Annotated in this window: 20 protein-coding genes, 4 tRNA genes and 1 pseudogene; 23 read left to right on the forward strand and 2 right to left on the reverse strand. The window is 39.7% G+C overall.

Annotation, left to right across the window (positions count from 1 at the left end):
* Positions 1–43 precede the first annotated feature (43 nt).
* From RMB03_RS11945 to phoU, 4 genes are all read left to right on the forward strand, one after another.
* On the forward strand, positions 44–625 hold the full coding sequence (locus RMB03_RS11945; protein ID WP_311076336.1) for a TetR/AcrR family transcriptional regulator: 582 nt from the start codon (positions 44–46) through the stop codon (positions 623–625).
* A complete protein-coding gene (locus tag RMB03_RS11950; protein ID WP_311076337.1) occupies positions 618–1523 on the forward strand; it encodes an EamA family transporter in 906 nt (301 codons plus the stop codon). The genes RMB03_RS11945 and RMB03_RS11950 overlap by 8 nt, the downstream gene beginning before the upstream one ends.
* 95 nt (positions 1524–1618) lie before the next feature.
* On the forward strand, positions 1619–2950 hold the full coding sequence (locus tag RMB03_RS11960) for a TolC family outer membrane protein (RefSeq protein ID WP_311076341.1): 1332 nt from the start codon (positions 1619–1621) through the stop codon (positions 2948–2950).
* A gap of 108 nt (positions 2951–3058) precedes the next feature.
* A complete protein-coding gene (gene phoU, locus RMB03_RS11965) occupies positions 3059–3781 on the forward strand; it encodes a phosphate signaling complex protein PhoU (protein ID WP_003654470.1) in 723 nt (240 codons plus the stop codon).
* Between the two features lie 305 nt (positions 3782–4086).
* On the opposite strand, the gene RMB03_RS11970 is transcribed toward phoU, so the two are convergent.
* Together RMB03_RS11970 and argH are read right to left on the reverse strand one after the other, a co-directional pair.
* Positions 4087–4356, reverse strand: coding sequence for an oxidative damage protection protein (locus RMB03_RS11970; RefSeq protein ID WP_000089995.1), 270 nt, complete (start codon positions 4354–4356; stop codon positions 4087–4089).
* Between the two features lie 9 nt (positions 4357–4365).
* A complete protein-coding gene (argH, locus tag RMB03_RS11975) occupies positions 4366–5799 on the reverse strand; it encodes an argininosuccinate lyase (protein ID WP_311076345.1) in 1434 nt (477 codons plus the stop codon).
* On the opposite strand from argH, the gene RMB03_RS11980 reads away from it, so the two are divergent.
* From RMB03_RS11980 to RMB03_RS12070, 19 genes and pseudogenes are all read left to right on the forward strand, one after another.
* A complete protein-coding gene (locus RMB03_RS11980) occupies positions 5790–6929 on the forward strand; it encodes a histidine kinase (RefSeq protein WP_311076347.1) in 1140 nt (379 codons plus the stop codon). The genes argH and RMB03_RS11980 overlap by 10 nt on opposite strands.
* Positions 6930–6989: 60 nt before the next feature.
* Positions 6990–7730 (forward strand): LytTR family DNA-binding domain-containing protein, encoded by a 741-nt coding sequence (locus tag RMB03_RS11985; RefSeq protein WP_311076349.1) that lies wholly within the window; start codon positions 6990–6992, stop codon positions 7728–7730.
* A gap of 101 nt (positions 7731–7831) precedes the next feature.
* A complete protein-coding gene (gene hemC / locus RMB03_RS11990) occupies positions 7832–8749 on the forward strand; it encodes a hydroxymethylbilane synthase (RefSeq protein ID WP_035362332.1) in 918 nt (305 codons plus the stop codon).
* A gap of 3 nt (positions 8750–8752) precedes the next feature.
* Positions 8753–9520 (forward strand): uroporphyrinogen-III synthase, encoded by a 768-nt coding sequence (locus RMB03_RS11995; protein ID WP_311076352.1) that lies wholly within the window; start codon positions 8753–8755, stop codon positions 9518–9520.
* Between the two features lie 8 nt (positions 9521–9528).
* Positions 9529–10371 (forward strand): hypothetical protein, encoded by an 843-nt coding sequence (locus RMB03_RS12000; protein ID WP_311076354.1) that lies wholly within the window; start codon positions 9529–9531, stop codon positions 10369–10371.
* A gap of 9 nt (positions 10372–10380) precedes the next feature.
* Positions 10381–11574: a membrane protein gene (locus tag RMB03_RS12005; protein WP_017391168.1), complete on the forward strand. Its 1194-nt coding sequence runs from the start codon at positions 10381–10383 to the stop codon at positions 11572–11574.
* Between the two features lie 7 nt (positions 11575–11581).
* Entirely contained in the window at positions 11582–12022 is a 441-nt protein-coding gene (locus tag RMB03_RS12010; RefSeq protein ID WP_004640721.1) for a thioesterase family protein, read from the forward strand.
* Between the two features lie 194 nt (positions 12023–12216).
* Positions 12217–12543: an H-NS family nucleoid-associated regulatory protein gene (locus RMB03_RS12015; RefSeq protein ID WP_003654486.1), complete on the forward strand. Its 327-nt coding sequence runs from the start codon at positions 12217–12219 to the stop codon at positions 12541–12543.
* Positions 12544–12877: 334 nt separating this feature from the next.
* Positions 12878–13621 carry a type II secretion system protein N gene (gene gspN / locus RMB03_RS12020; protein WP_311076359.1) on the forward strand — a complete coding sequence of 248 codons (744 nt, stop codon included), beginning with the start codon at positions 12878–12880 and terminating at the stop codon, positions 13619–13621.
* Positions 13622–13623: 2 nt separating this feature from the next.
* Positions 13624–14460, forward strand: a complete 837-nt coding sequence (locus RMB03_RS12025; RefSeq protein WP_311076361.1) for a type II secretion system protein N — start codon at positions 13624–13626, stop codon at positions 14458–14460.
* Positions 14461–14501: 41 nt separating this feature from the next.
* Entirely contained in the window at positions 14502–16763 is a 2262-nt protein-coding gene (gene gspD, locus RMB03_RS12030) for a type II secretion system secretin GspD (RefSeq protein ID WP_132068579.1), read from the forward strand.
* Positions 16764–16804: 41 nt separating this feature from the next.
* On the forward strand, positions 16805–17434 hold the full coding sequence (locus RMB03_RS12035; protein WP_311076364.1) for an FHA domain-containing protein: 630 nt from the start codon (positions 16805–16807) through the stop codon (positions 17432–17434).
* A 69-nt stretch (positions 17435–17503) separates the two neighbouring features.
* Positions 17504–18172, forward strand: a complete 669-nt coding sequence (locus RMB03_RS12040) for a phosphoglycolate phosphatase (RefSeq protein WP_311076366.1) — start codon at positions 17504–17506, stop codon at positions 18170–18172.
* A gap of 109 nt (positions 18173–18281) precedes the next feature.
* Positions 18282–19775: an anthranilate synthase component I gene (gene trpE, locus RMB03_RS12045; RefSeq protein WP_231764199.1), complete on the forward strand. Its 1494-nt coding sequence runs from the start codon at positions 18282–18284 to the stop codon at positions 19773–19775.
* Positions 19776–19873: 98 nt separating this feature from the next.
* Positions 19874–19949, forward strand: a tRNA-Thr gene (locus tag RMB03_RS12050).
* A gap of 53 nt (positions 19950–20002) precedes the next feature.
* Positions 20003–20086: transfer RNA gene (locus tag RMB03_RS12055), tRNA-Tyr, on the forward strand.
* Between the two features lie 37 nt (positions 20087–20123).
* Positions 20124–20199, forward strand: a tRNA-Gly gene (locus tag RMB03_RS12060).
* A gap of 13 nt (positions 20200–20212) precedes the next feature.
* Positions 20213–20287, forward strand: a tRNA-Thr gene (locus RMB03_RS12065).
* 146 nt (positions 20288–20433) lie between these two features.
* Positions 20434–20500 (forward strand): annotated as a pseudogene (locus RMB03_RS12070) (elongation factor Tu); the annotation flags it as partial.

Below are 20500 nucleotides of genomic sequence, written 5' to 3' on the forward strand. Positions count from 1 at the left end.
AATCTTTATTATTAGGTAGATCGGTCTACTTAAAAATAAAACTATGAATGATAAAACAGCGAGACAGAAAATTCTCGATGCTGCAGCAACTTTGTTTTATAACGATGGCATTACTGCAACTGGAATTAACTCGGTTACGGCTAAAGCAGATGTTGCTAAGATGTCGCTTTATAATAATTTTTCTTCAAAAGGTGAGCTTGTTGATGCCTACATTGCTGCGCGGCATCAAGAATGGCTTGATCTTTATCAAAAACGTTTAGAACAAACGAAATCAGCTACAGAAGCTATTTTGGCAGTGTTTGATGCCTATCAAGATCATGCGGAATTTGCCTATGAAAAAGGCTTTCGAGGTTGTGGTTTGCTTAATGCAGCAGCGGAATTTCCAGCGAATAGCGCAGGACGAAGTGTGGTAAGGCAGCATAAAGAAGAAGTCGAGGCTATTGTTGCTGAACATTTAAAAAAATTAATACCAGACTCACAGCGCGTTAGCTACGTGGCTACGCAGCTTTCCTTTCTTTTAGAGGGTTCTATGGCAAGAGCTGGGTTGGAAGGAAGTAGTCGTCAGCTTCTATTAGCAAGACAAATGGCAGAAGATCTTCTAAAGAGAGAAGGCCAACATGATTAGCCTCATTAAAAATAGTAGTTATGGTGGCACAATTGCAATTTTAGTTGCCTCTGTTTTATGGGGAACAACAGGTACTGCTGCCGCATTTGCACCAACACTTGGACCACTCACCATTGGTGCTGTGGCTATGGGTGGCGGAGGTCTTTTGCAAGCTTTGGTTGCATCGCGGGCTATTCGAGAAAACCGTCAATTTATAAAGCAAAACCTTCTAATACTGCTTTTAGGGGTTGCGGCAGTTGGTATTTATCCTTTGGCCTTTTATTCCTCAATGCATTATGCCGGAATTACGATTGGCACCGTGGTTTCTATTGGTGCAGCGCCACTGATTGCAGCGATTTTAGAACGATTCTTTGATCGTAAGTCTTTGTCAGCGATCTGGTTCTTAAGTTTTATTTTTGGTGTTATTGGCGTAAGTTTATTATCCATGGGTGAAAACCATGCGGTCCAAGAGGGTACAAATGAATGGAATAAAATCTTCGGTATTTTTCTTGGGCTTGTCGCGGCTACAACTTATTCACTTTATTCATGGGCTGCTAAAAGATTAATAGATCGGGGTGTTGCTGCTAAAGCTGCAATGGGCATGATTATGGGTGGTGGGGCAGTTATTTTGCTTCCTACTTTACTGGTTACAGGTGGAGGGTTGTTGCAAAGTTCAACCAATTTACTTGTTGCTGGTTATATGATGCTGATTCCTATGTTTTTGGGTTATTTACTTTTTGGCTTTGGTCTAAAAACAGTAAATGCCAGTAAAGCGACGACCTTAACTTTATTTGAACCTCTAGTTGCCGCGCTTTTTGCCATCGTGTTGGTTGGTGAGCATATTTCATGGTTGGGTTGGATAGGCATGTTTTTGATTTTTATTTGTATTTTAATATTGTCAAAAAATGAGAAAGCTTAAAAAACTAAAACTTTTAATGGCTTGAGTTTGCTTGGAATTTTTCTTAGTCTTAAAGGCAAGTTTTATCGTTGATTTGAACAATGAAAGTAAAATTAATGGTCGCTGTTGGCCTTTGGAGTTTTGCATCTTCCAGTTTTGCTCTAGATTTAGTTGAAGCATATGAGCGCGCAAAACAAAATGACCCAACATGGCAAGCCAATCAACAACAATTTGAAGCAGATCAACTTAATTTAGGCTTGGCAACTGGTGCCTTATTACCAACGGTCACATTGTCAGGAAATATTACTCGTAATCGGCAAACGGTGAAGCGTTCTAATTTTCCTGGAGTTGATCAGGAAGGGCTTTCAGATGCCTTGGTGAGTAATACGTCTACTACTCGTCAAGCGACTTTAACTGCACGTCAGCCACTGTTTCGAATGGATGCTTGGGAAGGTTATAAGCAAGTTAAAACTTCAGTTGCCTTAAGTGAAATAACTTTAAGACTGCAAAAGCAGGATCATGTTTTCAATGTAGCAGAAGCCTATTTTAATGTGCTGCGTCAGCAGGCGTTAAGCGTTGCATACTTACAAGAAGAAAAAGCTTTGCTTGAGCAACTCAATATGATGAATGCCAAACTCAAAGAAGGTTTGGTGGCGCGTAGTGATGTGAGTGAAGCAAATGCTCAATACCAAAATGCCAGAGCCAATCGTATTTCAACCAATGTTCAATTACTTTTAGCGCAAGAACAGCTTTCCGAATATATTGGTTCTTATCAAGATAAGCTTGCTGTACTGCGAAGTGATTTTAATTTTCAAAAGCCGTATCCAGCCCAGCTTAATGATTGGCTTTCTTTGGCCCAGCAAAAAAACTTAAAGATTCAGCAAGCGCGCTTACAGCAACAATATAGCGAAGATCAGCGTCGTGTGGAAAAGGCCGCGCTTTATCCTCAAATTGATGCTGTTGCAAGTTATGGATATACAAAGCAGACACCAGAGACACTCATCTCGACTGATGGAAAATTTGATCAGGTCGGTGTGGAAATGAACTGGAATTTATTTAATGGTGGGCGTACTAAAACATCAATTAAAAAAGCGACTGTAGAGGCCAGTAAAGCTCAGGCACAACTTGATGCAGCTATTCGCCGTGCCAATGTTGATGTGAAAAGTGCCTTTATGCAGGTAGATACAGACCAAGCAAAACTCGAAGCACGAAAAGCTGCAATGGATTCATCTTCGCTTGTTTCTCAAGCTTCAAAAGCGAGTTATAACGAAGGCTTAAAAAGTATGGTTGATGTTTTATTAGCGCAGCGTAATGCTTTTTCGGCAAAACAGGATTATCTTAATAGTCAGTATGACTACTTATTGAATGTACTTCGGTTAAAAGCTGCGGTGGGCCAGTTAGGCGAAAAAGATCTGGTCGAATTAAACAGCTGGCTAACCTATCAGTGAGCAAAAAAAGCTTTTATCTGAATTTTAATTTTGTCATAAAAACTTAATGATTGCTGTGTTCTAATGCTCAATCATTTTATTCCTGCGCCATCATGTTGGAGGCTTCCCTTGAGTCCAAGTAATCCGGTGTTAAGCCATCATATTTCTTCTCAATTTAATGAAGATTTGCAAGATGTAAACACAAAGTTCATGACCATGGGTGGCTTGGTCGAACAACAGGTGGCGAACGCAATTCATGCCTTGCTTGATACAGATGCAAATTTAGCGATTGATGTTCAATTTAAAGATAACGCCGTGAATCAATATGAACGTGATATTGATGAAGGTCTTACGCTAATTTTGGCACGTCGTCATCCAGCAGCGATCGACTTGCGTATGGTTATTGCAATGAGCAAAGCCAATACTGACCTTGAGCGTATTGGTGATGAAGCGGCAAAAATTGCCCGCATTGCACAAAACCTCTGTGAAGAGGGTGGTTCTCCGCGTGGCTACATGGAAACTCGTCATATTGGTAACCAAGTTCGTGTCATGATTCATGACGCACTTGATGCTTTTGCGCGTTTAGATGCAGATCAAGCTTTGCGTGTGCTTTTAGCCGATGCAGATATTGACCGTGAATACCAGTCAGCAACACGTACTTTAATGACTTATATGATTGAAGACCCACGTCATATTGCTCGTGTAATTAATGTGATGTGGGTGTTACGTTCTTTAGAGCGTATTGGTGATCATGCCCGTAACATTGCTGAGCAAGTGATTTACATGGCAAAAGGCTTTGATGCCCGCCATACCAAAATTGAAGAAATTGAAGCCAAAGTCCACGAAAAGTAATCTTAAGCTGAAATATTTAAAGGCCTTGTTTGAAACAAGGCTTTTTTATTTTTTAAAATAATAGATAAAAAAATGTCCCGAACTTTGGGGGGAAGTTCAGGACAGAAAATCAAGTGCATAAACACGACAGGGATCGTGTTCTTCTTGCTATGAATTGATATTAAGTTCTTCGCTTTTTTATGTCATGTAGAGTCCTGTTCGCTCTATGTAAGGCTTTTTATGCTTGTGTAAGTTTCACGTAAAAAAAGGCGGATCTATGTATATAGATCCGCCTTTTAAATGATGATTAGGTTAAAACAAACCGCTTATTCTGGTTTCCAGCCTTCAGCTTTTTCTACGCTTTCATCATTATTGAAAAACTTCTCACGTTGTTCTTCAAGAAACTTCTTCGCTTCTGGTTCAAACACATTTAGGCGTTTTTCATTAATCAGCGTTGTTTGGTGTTGTAACCATTCTTGCCATGCTTGTTTAGAAACATTTTCAAAAAAATCTTGGCCTTTAGCACCAGGAAATGGAGCGAAGTCTAGACCTTCCATTTCTTTTTGATATTTGCGGCAAAATACTTGTCGACTCATGTTTTATCCTTAAGCGTATAACTGTTCTAAACGTGTATGGGCACGAGCAATTGCAGCTTCTACTTGTTTTGGTGAAGTTCCACCAATATGATCACGTGCATTTACTGAAGCTTCTAGTGTTAGAGCTTTATCAAACACATCTGCTGTGATTAAGTCAGAGAATTGTTGTAATTGCTCAAGCATTAATTCAGATAAATCTTTTTCTTCAGCTACGCCTAATGCAACTGCTTTACCTACAATTTCATGCGCATCACGGAAAGCAACGCCTTTTTTCACTAAATAGTCAGCAAGATCGGTTGCGGTTGAGAATCCACGAAGTGCAGCTTCACGCATAATTTCAATATTTGGAACCAATGCAGGAATCATGTCTGCGAAAGCCATGAGTGAACCACGAACCGTATCGATTGCATCAAATAAAGGTTCTTTATCTTCTTGGTTGTCTTTGTTGTACGCCAATGGTTGACCTTTCATGAGCGTAAGTAAGCTAATTAAGTCACCAAATACACGGCCAGATTTACCACGGATTAGTTCAGGAACATCCGGGTTTTTCTTCTGTGGCATGATTGAAGAACCAGTACAGAAACGATCAGGAATATTCACAAATTTGAACTGTGCAGAAGTCCAAAGAATCAGTTCTTCTGACATACGTGATAAGTGCATCATAATTAAAGACGCAGCTGCATTAAACTCAATGGCAAAGTCACGGTCAGATACAGCATCAAGAGAATTTTCACATACAGCTTCAAAGCCTAATAACTCTGCTGTGTAAGCGCGGTCAATCGGATAAGTTGTGCCAGCAAGAGCGGCAGAACCAAGTGGCAGACGGTTGACACGCTTACGGCAATCTTGAAGACGCTCAGAGTCACGCACTAACATTTCAAACCATGCTAACAGGTGATGACCAAAAGTCACTGGCTGTGCAGTTTGTAGGTGGGTGAAGCCAGGCATAATGGTGTTTACATTTTTGGCAGCCAAGCCTAACAAGCCTTTTTGTAAGCGCTCTAATAATTTTAAAATGTCATCAATTTCGTCACGTAGGTAAAGACGAATATCGGTTGCAACCTGATCGTTACGACTACGACCAGTGTGTAATTTTTTACCTGTAATACCAATACGTTGAGTCAAACGTGATTCAATGTTCATGTGAACATCTTCAAGATCGATGCGCCATTCAAAGGTTCCAGCCTCAATTTCTGAGCGAATGGTGCTTAAACCTTCAATAATGTCATCGCGTTCTGCTTCTGTGAGTACGCCAACTTTCGCAAGCATGGTAGCATGCGCAATCGAACCAGCGATGTCTTGTTTATAAAAACGCTGGTCAAACTGAACAGAGGCGGTAAATTCGGCTACAAAAGCATCCGTCGCTTCAGAAAAACGACCACCCCACATACCTGAGGTTTGGTCTGGGGTTACTGAATTAGGGGGATTTGAAGATGTGGTCATGGTGGCTCAGTAAAATAAAAAAGAGTATATCACTTGCCGAAGCTCAACAAACAAAGTTGTTTCCTACAGCATACCGAAATCAAAATTCCTCCTATTTTTTTACGAAAAACGGTCGTTGGCAACACTTATTCGAATTAATTATCGCAAGTAACATTTTGGCACTGGTTTTAGCACTGGCTGAAGCTCAGTCATGGCAAGCATTAAGCGGTGGACGTCTTTTGCAGTACATCGTTTTTATTAACTGGGTAATATTGTCGTTTTTTGCCTTGGTTGAACGCTTTCAGCATTTTTTTAGTGGGTTACGTCAAGAATTTGCTTTGGCTATCGGTTTTGTCATGCTGCAAGGTATTGTTGTTTTGACGACCTTAATAAGTAATTTTTTTCAGTTTGGTCTTTTAAATAAACATGCTTCTTTAACACAGGACTGGAACATTTATTTTGCCAATGTGCCTTTATATCTAAGCTATGGGATATTACTGGGGGCTTTCTGCTTGCGCTATCTCTATGTGAGAGAGCAATGGCTACATCAACAATATGCAGAGTTAAATGCCCGTATTCAGGCCATGCAGGCGCGGATTCATCCCCATTTTTTATTTAATAGTTTAAATAATGTGGTGAGCTTAATTGCGATAGACCCAGATAAAGCAGAAGGTATGTTGATTAGCCTGTCTCGTTTATTTCGCGCAAGCTTCCAAGAATTGAAATTGGTGAGTCTGCATGAAGAAATCGAGCTGAGTAAACAATATTTAATGATTGAGCAGGTACGTTTGGGAGAGCGTTTAAAAGTAGATTGGAAAATTGAACTTTCACCTGTGCAACTGAAACAGATCACCATTCCTTTATTGACATTACAACCTTTGTTAGAGAATAGTATTTTTCATGGGGTAGAACCAATGATAGGTAAAGCAACCATAGGGGTATTGGTTGAAATATTGCAAAATCAGGTCAGTATAGTCATTACCAACCCATATACAGACGATACAATAAATTCACGGAAAGGGCATGGAATCGCGCTTGAAAATGTAAAACAACGCCTGAAAGCATATTATGGGAACTCCGTTAGATTTCAGGTTTATAAAGGTGAAACCTTATATACCACCATTATGAGCTATCAATATCAAACAAAATAATAAGTTAGTCAGAGTTAACCATAAAAAAATGGATCAAGTTAACGGTGACAAGGAGGATAAATGAAGGTGCTGATTTGTGATGACGAACCACTTGCAGTGGAGCGATTATCACGTTTAGTTTCAAAGATGGGACATGAAGTTGTATCAACGGCTTATCATGGACAGGAAGCCTTGGAACAGGCGCGGCTTCATCAACCGGATGTAATTTTACTTGATATTCAAATGCCAGGTATGAATGGTCTTGTCTGTGCAGAACAGTTAAGTCAGCTGAACCCTAGGCCTGCGATTGTATTTTGTACAGCCTATGATCAACATGCATTGGAAGCGTTTAAATCTCAGGCTCAAGCTTATCTTCTTAAACCGATCGACCCTCAAGAACTTGAACAAGTTTTTAGTCAACTGACTCAGCTTACTCGAGCACAGCTCAATGCTTTACCACAACATGATTTTTTACATGATCTAAAAACACAGCGACATCAAATTGCTGCAAAAACCTATCGTGGGGTTGAGCTAATTCCTGTTGAAAATATCTATTATTTTTTAGCCGATCAAAAATATGTCACGGTGCGTCATCAAAATGGCAGTGTATTAATTGATGAAACATTAAAAGAGCTTGAAACCGAATTTGCAAATCAATTCATTCGCATTCATCGGAATGCATTAGTTGCTGTTGCCTATTTAGATGGATTGGAGTTGGTCAGTTCGGGGCAATATCAGGTTCGATTACGTGGTTTAGATGAACGACTTTCGGTGAGCCGTCGACATTTATCCATGCTTAGAGACCGGATTCATCAGCTCTAAACTTAAAAAGAGTTATCTTGGACGCGCGAGATTTTACTTGCAATTTTAAGGGATCAAGTTAAGTTTAGGGTGTATTGTTTGACCAGCCCATGCTTGAATTTATGAAAACCTTGAAAATTGCTACACGACAAAGCCCACTTGCTCTTTGGCAGGCAGAATATATTCGTGCCCGATTACAGGAGCTTCACCCGGATTTAACGGTGGAGTTGGTTAAATTTGTCACGCAGGGCGATAAAATCTTAGATACGCCTTTAGCAAAAATTGGTGGGAAAGGGCTGTTTGTTAAAGAGTTAGAAGCAGCACTTTTAGATGGGCGTGCAGATTTAGCCGTACATTCAATGAAAGATGTCCCGATGGCTTTGCCAGAAGGTTTAACCTTGGCGGTAATTTGTGAACGTGAAGATCCATTAGATGCTTTCGTTTCAAATCAATTTGAAAAATTTGCTGATCTACCTCAAGGTGCAAAAGTTGGTACATCAAGTTTACGTCGTAAATCTCAGATTTTAAAACAACGCCCTGATTTGCAAATTATTGATTTGCGTGGAAATGTTGGAACACGTTTAGGGAAGCTAGATGATGGTCAATACGACGCGATTATTTTGGCCAGTGCTGGTTTGAAGCGTTTAGGATTGTCAGAACGTATTCGTCATTGTTTAACACCAGATATTAGCTTACCTGCTGTGGGTCAAGGTGCATTGGGTTTGGAATGCCGTGCAGCTGACAACGAAGTTTTAGCTTTAATTCAACCGTTATTGCACCAAGAAACAGATGTTTGTGTGCGTGCTGAGCGTGCCTTTAATGCTTATCTTGAAGGCGGTTGTCAGGTCCCAATTGCAGGTTATGCCACACTACAAAATGGACAAATCCATATTGAAGGTCGTGTCGGAAGTGCTGATGGTCAAACATTATTACGTGCTGAACTGACAGATGAAGCCAGCAATGCTCAGCAATTGGGTGAAAACCTTGCTCGAAACTTACTTGATCAAGGTGCTGGTGAGCTATTAAAGGCTCTCTACTAAGCTATGTTGTTTATTAATACTCGACCTGATTCTCGGGCTGCAGAATTAACAGAAGTTTTGCAAAATGAAGGTTGTCAGGTTGAGTCTTTACCTCTTTTAGAACTCGTTGCTAAACCCTTTTCCGAACATTTACTTCAGCTTTACCAACAATTAGTTAAAGCACAAGCTATAGTTGTAGTGAGCCCAACCGCCGTTGATGTGGGGATGAAATATTTACTGCAAAGCGGTTTAAAGCTTAGTGATTTAAAACATATTCAGTGGATTGCCGTTGGGCAGTCAACGGCCAATTGTCTAAATGAATATGGAATAGAAGCACATATTCCAGATGTTGAAACCTCTGAGGGCATGTTAAATCTACCTATTCTCCATAATATGAAGCAAGCTGGTAGCGTCGCTTTTTGGCGAGGAGAAGGTGGTCGTCAATTTATGATGGAAACCTTGCAACAGCAAGGAATTCAGATTTTAAATTTCGTTTTATATCATCGGCAGTGCCCAGAAACCTCATATTCCACATTCAAACATCTGACACACAATTCAAATTATAATTTAAACAAATGGCTGGTCTTAATTACGAGTGAGGCGAGCTGGAAGTATTGGTTAGAGCTTTGTTCAAAAAGTAATGTACAACCTGATTGTGTATATTTGGTTTTAGGGCCACGTCTTTTTCAAATTGTTAAAGAATATCGCGATCAGCAACAGGCTCATTTTCACATTATTCAACTTGAAAATTTATCGCCTTCGGGGATGATTCATCACATTCAGGCATTATAAGGATTCATATGAGAAAACTTGTTTCTATCATCATTTTACTGGGCGTGGCTTGGTTGGCTAAGCTCAGTTACGATATGTGGCAAATTTCTCGTACTGTTCCCGAGCTTAAGCAAAGTTTGCTTCAATCAGAGCAGCACTATGCCAATCTAAATGATCAATTGGTTGCTTTACAACGACAATTACAGAATCAACCTGTAAATACAGGGAATAAACTGAGTCCGGCCGGCCATTTAGAAGTCCTGCCGATGGGTATTGCCCCTACAGTTTTAATAAAACAAAAGTTAGATTTAATTCAATTTGCAATTGATCAGCAACAATTGATTTACGCAGTTGATCAATTAAACCAATTACAGCAATCTCTTCTACACTATGAAATTGCCCCTGCATTGCAACATAGCTTGAACCAATCGCTTGAGCAGGATAAACAGGCAGTTCAACAATTCACATTGGCCCAAAATCAACGCCATCAATTGATTGACGATTTATTACAGACGATTGATAAAAATATTCAGCAAGCCTTAGCTCAGCCTAAACTTGAGATGGATCAGTCCGAGTCTGTGTCTTGGTGGAAAAAATGGTTCCGTATAGAAAAAGTAGAAACGCCGTCTATTAATTTAATGAATCGAAGTGTAGTGCTCAAAGAAGTGCAATTAAGATTATTAATTGCTGAACAGGCACTCAATGAAGGGAAAATGACAGAGTACCAAAACGAGTTGCAATCTGTAATGCAAAAGCTAGATGAAATGCCTGATGCAACGAGTCAGCAGTTAAAAAAACGTATTGCTAAAGTGGCACATTTATCTGTCGTGCCTGTTCCTAAATTATCTACACTTGGTCTAATTGGCTCATAAGGAGGAGATATGAAACACCTCCTGTCGGTTTATTTCGTAATTAGCTTAATACTCTTTGCCGCTTTAGCTTTATTTAGTTATGGCTATGGAATGGGGTATGTCTATATCTACTGGCGACAATTGCAGTTGCAAACAAATGTCTGGGGATTAACCCTTGCTTTTGTGGTAGTGAGTTTTATTGCACAACTCATATGGCTTTGGATTAAACGTTATTCCTCTCGTGAGCAAAGAAAAAGTGAAAACATCTTCCAGTTTAAAAACCTTCATCCCTATGAACAATTAGGTATCGTCTGGTTATTAGAGGCTGCCGAAGACCAACGTGTATTTATTGAACGTGTTTTTACTCAATCAGGACTTTTAAAAAATATTATTGATGCCAAGTTTCTGGTTTTAAGTGGAGACTATCCAAAAGCATTGGCTGCTTTAGATCAATCACCACCCATGGCATTTGAATTGGCCGAGTTAGAGCGAATCGAAATCTTTTTAGCCCAAAATGAAGCTGACCGTGCATTAACTCATCTTGAATTTTTATACCAGCATCAGTTATCGCCTTGGCTTGAGGAAATAGAAACTGCCTACCAGCAAAGATTAACTGCGTTATGGGGGCAATTAGCGCTGCAACATCCATGGGTATATTTACGGTCAATGAAGTATGGATTATTAGATGCTGAACACCGTGATTTATGGTTGCAGCAGCTTCTTCAGCAATTTGATCAAGCTTCTATTGATGACCTGCATGCCTTGCAACAACGTTATCTGGATTTAGAGTCTGAGATCCAAACTCGACCTTATAGCAGTAAGTTGTTATGGCTCAAACTATTAGCACGTATGCCTGATATGAGCATGCAGCATGCAGCCTTAACACTGCACTTATTAAAAGAGCAGTTTGATCCAGAAGTGTTTTACCTGTGGTTTCAGCAACAATTGCTTAAACAGGTTCCAGACTATGCTGATGTCGAAGAAAAAATTATTGAGCTTGAAAATCAATATATGAATTTGCCAGTTTTAACTTTTGCAAAATGGCATGTCTATATGGCAACTGGACGTCAAGCAGAGGCTGAAACATTATTAACATTATATCCAGATAATATTTTAATGAGCTATTTGCGTATTAAGTCTACCCTTAAAGAAGATGAAGTGTTAATCAATCAGTTAAACCTAATCTTTGAAAATGATGCGAATTTTTTAAAATTTAAAATATGAGGTAAAAATGAAAGAACTGTCTGTCTACCCGATAATATATGAACAGAAAGTAGCGTGGGGAGATATGGACGCTTTTGGTCATGTCAATAATGTACAATATTATCGATATATTGAAAGCTCACGTATTTTATATATGGAAGCGATAAATATATTAACCCCACAATTATATACCGTTGTCGCTTCAAGCCAATGCAAATACTTAAAGCCCGTTTTTTATCCCGATGTATTGAAAGTTGGTGTTCGCGTGGAGGAGCTCCGTAATAGTGCATTCCGTATGGCTTATATATTGTGGAGCGAAACACAACAACAAATCGTAGCTACGGGTGATGCTGTTATGGTATGCGTAGATAAATTAACAGAACGAAAATGTGAAATACCTCAAGAGATAAAACAAAAAATTATTGAGCTAGAAAAATCTGTTGGACATGACTTAATACATTTATCTTAAATAAATATTAATAAAATATATGTCATTTATAATTGGTAATGTAATTAAAAGGTAATTTTTTTGATTATTCTGATGAACACGGCTTTCAAACTATTGCTTATTGAATAGATTATAAATAATATTGGTCTTGATTTTATGTTTTTAAATTTTGTCTGTATTATTTTGAATTGTCTGTAAGACTGGAGTATTTATTAATGAAGCCGGATATCAGTGAATTATCTGTTGAAGAGTTAAAACGTTTACAAGAAGAAGCTGAAGCTTTAATTGTAAGTAAAAAAGATCAAGCAATCGAAGATGCTTATAATCAAATTATCGAGATCGCTGAAAATGTAGGTTTTAGTGTTGAACAACTTCTTGAGTTTGGTGCTCAAAAACGTAAGAAAACAACACGTAAATCTGTTGAACCGCGTTACCGTAACAAAAACAATTCTGAAGAGACTTGGACTGGCCGTGGTAAACAACCACGCTGGTTAGTTGCTGAAATTGAAAAAGGCGCAAAACTTGAAGATTTCTTAATCTAATCGTATTGCTGATCTAAAAAAGCCAGGCAAATTTGCCTGGCTTTTTTATGCGTGAAAATATTTAAAATTTTGCTATAAATATTATTTAGGAATTTGAGTGTTTAAATTCATCTTTAAATAGATTGTAGAGATCAAATGTACATTTAGTAAGTTGATTAGCCAGTTTTCATGATTTTGTCATACGTTCAACTTATAGTCTTAATACAGAAGCCAGGCCTGATTGCTTGGTTTTTTTATATGAAGTGAATTGGCGATGTTGAAAAAGTATGCATAATGTCAGACTAGGGAGCTACTCTCAAAATAAGGACGATAATTTGCATGTTGGTAAGGCTGAATGAAGAAAAAGTCTAAGCAGTGGAAGTGGTGGTTATTTGCCCTCATTGCATTTTTAATTTTTATTATTTTACAGATCCCAGCGACGTGGCTTATTTCTAAATTTTCAAAGAATAATCAAACTCTACACAATGTAAGTGGAAATATCTGGCAGGGCCAAGCAGATTGGCGGCGCGGTACTTTGAGAGGCTCGATTCATTGGAAAACTAGACCTCTTGACCTGTTTCTATTGAGGTTCGCGGCTGATGTGGATATCCATAGTGGAAATACCCAATTATCTGGGGTAATGGCCTATGGTGTTGGTAAAAAAGTACTTGTTAGAGCAATGAATGGTCAAATTGCGCCTGAAACATTAAAACAAATTGTGAACTGGCAATGGCCTGTGAACGGTATCCAGTTAAAAGATATTGATTTTAATTATAAAAAAGAGCAAGGTTTCGCTGCAGTTGATGGTCAATTGCATTGGGGTGGTGGTGCTTTAATTTATAATATTGGTGATCGTCAAGACCGGATGAATATGCCTTCTTTAAATGGGCAATTAACGGATCAAAATGGCCAATTACAGGTTGATATACGTGATCAACGCAGTCAAAAAATGGCAAATCTTCTATTAGATGCCAATATGATGCTTGATGTGCAGCTTACACAAAGATTATTACTGAATATTCCGTCTTATGATGGGAAAGCCGGTTTAGATACTTTTGTCATTAGTTCTCGTCAACCCTTAATACAAGGGAGTAACTAATAATGAAAGTATGGATTGAAAAATTACAGCAACTACAATGGCAAAAATTAGATCGGTTAAGTATTGTCGTATTTGCCTTTTTAATTTTATGGCTGTGTTGGAAATTAGCTTCATTATTTTGGTGGGTCATTGCCCCTCCCCAAATGATGCAATTCGATCGGGTAGAGTTGGGATCACAGCAGCCGCAAATTCCTAACATTAGTACTTTTTCGATTTTTAATGAACCTTCAGCCAATGCAGCTCAGGAAAATGTCAACCTAGAATTGCAGGGTGTGATGGTGGGCTATCCGAACCGTTTTTCCTCAGCTGTTATTAAGCTTGATAATACTGCTGACCGATATCGGGTGGGGGAAACAATAGGTTCTACATCTTATCAGTTGGCAGAAGTTTATTGGGATCACGTTATATTGCGTCAAGGTAATGGCAGTACTCGTGAACTTCAGTTCAAAGGTTTGCCAAACGGTTTATATCAGCCCATGACGCCAGATGCCTCACAACCAACTGCTACTGCGTCTCAACCATCGGCACCTGTTAATATGACTCAAGAAGCGCTTGGACAGGCTATTCAGCAAATGCAAGGGAACCGTGAACAATATCTACGTGATATGGGCGTAAGCGGTAACTCAAGTGAAGGTTTTGAAGTTACAGAACGTACACCCACTGCGCTTCGAAATAAGTTAGGTTTAAGGCCGGGTGACCGGATTGTTTCTTTAAATGGTCAAACGGTTGGGCAAGGACAAACGGATGTGCAGTTACTTGAACAAGCTCGTCGAGCTGGACAAGTGAAAATAGAAATAAAACGTGGTGATCAAGTGATGACCATACAACAAAATTTTTAGTGATAACACGTCACCATAAGAGTTAGGAATTATCGCAAGTTATGGCTTTATTGAATCATCAACGTCCACTTTGGGCATTACTTGCAGCAGCCCCATTGATTGCGACAGTGAGCAGCAGCGTCTATGCCCAGACATGGAAGATCAATCTACGTGATGCTGACTTAACTGCATTTATTAATGAAGTTGCGGACATCACGGGGAAAAACTTTGCAGTAGATCCGCGAGTGCGTGGCAATGTCACAGTAATATCGAATAAACCCCTCAATAAAGATGAAGTTTATGATCTGTTTCTTGGGGTCTTAAATGTAAATGGGGTCGTGGCAATTCCTTCTGGGAACACCATTAAACTGGTGCCCGATAGCAATGTTAAAAACTCGGGAATTCCTTACGATTCTAGAAATAGACTGCGTGGTGATCAAATCGTCACTCGAGTGATTTGGCTTGAAAATACCAATCCAAATGACTTAATTCCGGCACTTCGCCCTTTAATGCCTCAATTTGCACATATGGCTGCGATAGCAGGCACTAATGCGCTGATTGTTTCGGACCGAGCTGCGAATATCTACCAACTTGAAAATATCATTCGTAACCTCGATGGTACTGGGCAAAATGATATCGAAGCCATTAACTTGCAATCGAGTCAGGCAGAAGAAATCATTACTCAACTTGAGGCAATGAGTGCAACAGGAGCATCTAAAGATTTTAGTGGCGCACGTATTCGTATTATTGCAGACAATCGAACGAATCGTATTATGGTAAAGGGTGACCCTGAAACGCGTAAACGTATTCGCCACATGATTGAGATGCTTGATGTGCCTTCAGCAGATCGTTTAGGGGGCTTAAAAGTTTTCCGACTGAAATATGCAAGTGCAAAAAATTTATCAGAGATTTTACAAGGTCTTGTAACAGGACAGGCTGTTTCTTCATCAAATGGGAGTGGTGGTTTGGCTGCTTCTTCTGGATCGACTAATGGTTCGATGGGAAATAGTCAAAATTCTGGCGCGCCTAGCTCTTCAATTAGTACTCCTTCAATTAATCTTAATAGTAGTTCTAATAGTAACCAAAATAATATTACAAGTTTTAGTCAGGGCGGTGTGAGCATTATTGCGGATAATGCTCAAAATTCACTTGTTGTAAAAGCCGATCCACAATTAATGCGTGAAATAGAGTCTGCTATCCAACAACTTGATATTCGTCGCCAGCAAGTTTTAATCGAAGCTGCCATTATTGAGGTTTCAGGTGATGATGCGGATCAGCTTGGAATTCAATGGGCATTAGGTGATTTATCAAGTGGAATTGGTCTACTTAGCTTTAGTAATATAGGTGCTAGTTTGTCGTCTATCGCTGCTGGTTATTTATCAAGTGGTACGGCAGGTGCTGCAAATGCTATAGCAGCTGGTAAAAATAAGGGTGATGGCGCAACTTTCGCTTTAGGAAATTTTGAGAATTCTCGTAAGGCTTATGGTGCATTAATTCAAGCGCTTAAAACTAATACTAAATCAAATTTGCTTTCGACACCATCCATTGTAACTATGGATAATGAAGAGGCTTATATTGTTGTGGGGCAAAATGTTCCTTTTGTGACTGGTTCTGTTTCTACGGGATCTTCGGGAACAGTAAATCCTTATACGACAGTCGAGCGTAAAGATGTAGGGGTAACTTTGAAAGTTATCCCTCACATTGGTGAAGGTGGGACAGTTAGGCTTGAAGTTGAACAAGAAGTTTCTAATGTTCAATCAAGTAAAGGGCAGGCTGCTGACCTAATTACTAATAAGCGTGCCATTAAAACTGCTGTTTTAGCTGAGCATGGGCAGACAGTGGTTTTAGGGGGCTTGGTATCTGATGATGTTGAGTTTAATAACCAAGGTATTCCTGGATTAAGTAGTATTCCTTATTTGGGCCGGTTATTCCGTTCGGATACCCGAAGTAATGTGAAGCGTAATCTTCTGGTTTTTATTCATCCAACAATTGTGGGTGATGCAAATGATGTGCGTCGTTTGTCTCAGCAGCGCTATAACCAGCTTTACAGCTTACAATTGGCGATGGATAAAAATGGCAATTTTGCCAAACTCCCTGAACAAGTTGATGATGTCTATAATCAAAAGATGACGCCACCAAGTGTTGCAGCTCAGCCAAAAAATTATCAACAGGTTCCTTCGGGTGGAAAAAGCTCGACAGTAACAACACCCGTAGCGGTAGAACCTGCGGTTCGAAAGCAAACCTTACAGTTGCCTGAGCCTGAAATTAATCGTACTAAAAATACAGTAACAACAACGACACTGCGTCCAAGCACAGCGCCGTAGTAGCATGTTATGATTGATGAAAAGTGAAATAGGACATACGCATGACTTGGAAATTACAAGCAGTTACTGGCGAAATTACTGGCCAAGAAATTAGTATTGATCGTGATATGTTGGTGGGACGCCATCAAGATGCTGATGTGTTGTTACAAGCTGCTGAAATTTCACGCCGCCACGCTGCATTGCTTTTAAAAGATCAATTGCTATGGGTGCAAGACCTTAATTCATCGAATGGCACATTCATAAACGATATTCGTATTGAGCAAGAAAAACAGCTGCATGATGGTGATATTGTTCAATTTGCGAGCTTTAAATTTTCTGTATTAGCGCCTGTGCAGGAAATAGAGGATTTGCCTGAAATTGAAGCAGAACCTGTAAATACGACCCCATCTCAAGATTTAAGCGATCAAGGGATGCCAAGTCTTACAGAGCGTGCTGCTGAAATAGAAGTCAGTCGCGATGGTATGCCGCAGAATATCTCTATTCCAAAACCTGCCCCTATCCCAGAAGGGATAGATGTTAATGCACAACCACAACAGACACCTGTTGCCTTTGAGGAGCCTGTTTCTCGTGTTGCTGAAGAAAAAGAGCAACAGAAGAATGCCTCAGTTGGTTTGATCACTATTATTATTTTAGTAATCTTGGCTTTATTGGCATGGTTGTTCTTTAAATAATTTGTTGGTGCTTTTACAATCAAGGCATGCTAGCTAAACGCATGCCTTTTTAATTTTGAGTATAAGAAGATGTCTGTTGCACAACTAAATAAGCGCGATTTAATTTTATTTGACCTAGATGGAACGTTAGTTGACTCTGCAGCTGATTTATATCGATCCATGAATTTAAGTTTAGAAGCGCTAAGTTGGCCATCGGTAACTGAAGCACAAATACGAGAATGGGTGGGTAAAGGAGCTTCAAAACTTTGTGAAAGTGTTTTGCTTCATATATTTGGAAAATTAGACACTGAACAACATAAAGTTTTATTACAAAAATTTGTAGATGTATACGGTGCAGAGCTTTGTGTAAATACTCAAATTTATCCTGGAGTAACTGAGTTTTTAAAGCATTGTAAAACTTTGAATATACATATGGCATGTGTTACCAATAAGCCTGTGCAACTTGCTCAAGGATTACTGGATGCATTGGAACTTTCTTCTTATTTTCAAGTTGTACTGGGTGGTGATAGCTTGCCAGAGAGGAAACCACATCCATTGCCTTTGTTGCATTGTATGCAAAGTTTAAAGATATCTGCTTCGTACGCGCTAATGATTGGCGATTCAAGTAATGATATTGAGGCTGCACGGCGCGCGGGAATTGATTGTATTGTGGTTAGCTATGGCTATAATCATGGAGAAAATATCTATGATTGCCAACCTCAGCAAGTGGTTGATAGTTTGGCTGAGTTAATTATTTAATGAGTGAAATGGAGATCAGCATGAATAAGCGTATGGTTTTTCGATGGCGTGTCTAAATCGAAACTAGAAAAACACCGTTTTAAATCGAAACCATATTAGAGAAAAATTCATGACTACATTAGCGCAATTTGAACAACTTAAGGCATCAGGTTACAACACGATTCCTGTTTATCGCCAGCGTTTAGCAGACACGGAAACACCTTTATCTGTTTTTGCTCGTTTTAAGGACCAAAAACAAGCTTATTTATTTGAGTCTGTCGAAGGTGGTGAAAACTGGGCGCGCTACTCCATGATCGGTTTAGGCGAATCGACAGTTTTTTCATGTAATGCAGGGGTCTTGTCTATACAGCATGCTGATGGTTCGATCACACAAGAAGATTGCCTAGATCCATTTCAATATATTCGTGAATTTCAGAAGCAATTTACAGTGCCACCAGCTGAGCTTTTGCCTGCATTACCAAGTTTTACTGGCGGGCTAGTTGGTTATTTGGGCTATGATGCAGTTCGTTATATTGAGCCGCGCTTAAAGAATGTACCTGTCGCTGATCCAATTGCTTTACCAGACTTGTGGTTGATGCTATCAAAGACAGTCATTGTTTTCGACAACCTTAAAGATACTTTATTTCTAATTGTCCATGCTGATACAACGCGGGCACATGCTTATGAAGATGCTCAGCAAAAGTTAGATCAATTAGAGCAGTTATTAGCTACACCAGTGAGTTTGCAAGCTAAGCCACATACACCGCCTCATTTTGAATCGATTACGGGTAAGGCTAAGTTCCTTGAAACAATCGAGAAGGTAAAGGAATACATTAGAGCGGGCGATGTTATGCAGGTTGTTCCGGGCCAGCGTATGGTTTCGGACTTTGATGGTGAGGCTTTGCAGGTTTACCGTGCTTTACGTCATTTAAATCCTTCGCCATATTTGTTTTTGGTGCAGGGTCAAACAATTACAGATAACAAACCATTCCATATTGTAGGATCATCACCAGAAATTCTTTCTCGACTAGAAAATGGTATTGCGACAGTCCGCCCACTTGCAGGTACAAGACCGCGTGGAAAAACTAAAGAAGAAGACATCGCTTTAGAAAAAGATTTACTTTCTGATGAAAAAGAAATAGCAGAGCATTTAATGTTGATTGACCTTGGTCGAAATGATGTTGGTCGAGTTTCTAAAATTGGTAAGGTCAAAGTTACTGATCAAATGGTGATTGAGCGCTATTCGCATGTCATGCACATTGTTTCAAATGTGCAAGGTGAAGTTCGTGATGATATTGATGCGCTAGATGTGTTTAAAGCAACTTTTCCAGCAGGTACTTTATCTGGCGCACCGAAAATTCGTGCAATGGAAATCATTGATGAAGTTGAGCCTGTTAAGCGAGGCGTTTTCGGTGGGGCAGTGGGATATTTAGGATGGCATGGTGAAATGGACATGTCGATAGCAATCCGTACGTGTGTTATCCGTGATAAAAAGGTGTATGTGCAGGCTGGAGCAGGGCTGGTTGCAGACTCAAATCCTGAATCAGAATGGAATGAAACACAAATAAAAGCTCGCGCAGTGATCAAAGCGGTTGAATTATCGTCAAACGGATTGATTTTATGAGTTTTTAGCGATTTTTTTAAAAAAACCACTTGCATCGTTTGGAAGTTTTGCTAAACTGCACACCGTTCCGATACGAAACGTACGAAACACTAAGAAGCGCCGGCATAGCTCAGTTGGTAGAGCAACTGACTTGTAATCAGTAGGTCCACAGTTCGAATCCGTGTGCCGGCACCATCTAAAAGTGTGAAGTTGTTAAGTGAAGAATAACACTGAAATAAGTGTGAAGTGGTGAGATTCCCGAGCGGTCAAAGGGGGCGGACTGTAACTCCGCTACGAAAGTTTCGAAGGTTCGAATCCTTCTCTCACCACCATTAACTTCGATTGAAGTGCTAAGTATACCAGCATCGTGCGGGAGTAGCTCAGTTGGTAGAGCGGCAGCCTTCCAAGCTGCATGTCGCGAGTTCGACCCTCGTCTCCCGCTCCATCGAAGGATAATCGCTCTTATAGCTCAGTGGTAGAGCACTCCCTTGGTAAGGGAGAGGTCTCGAGTTCAAATCTCGATAAGAGCTCCAGATACAGTTTAGTAGATTTTCTACAAAGATTTAAAAAGCAGGCTTATTAGTCTGCTTTTCAAGTATTGGGTGTTTGATTTTTTAGGCGATATGTCGATGCTGGGTCTTACTCAGAATTGTGTTCGACGTAAACGAGGACTATAAACATGGCTAAGGCTAAGTTTGAACGTAATAAGCCACACGTAAACGTGGGCACAATCGGTCACGTTGACC

Origin of the sequence: Acinetobacter sp. V91_7 (genome assembly GCF_031799075.1) — a bacterium.
In the GTDB taxonomy this organism is placed as follows: Bacteria; Pseudomonadota; Gammaproteobacteria; order Pseudomonadales; family Moraxellaceae; genus Acinetobacter; species Acinetobacter calcoaceticus.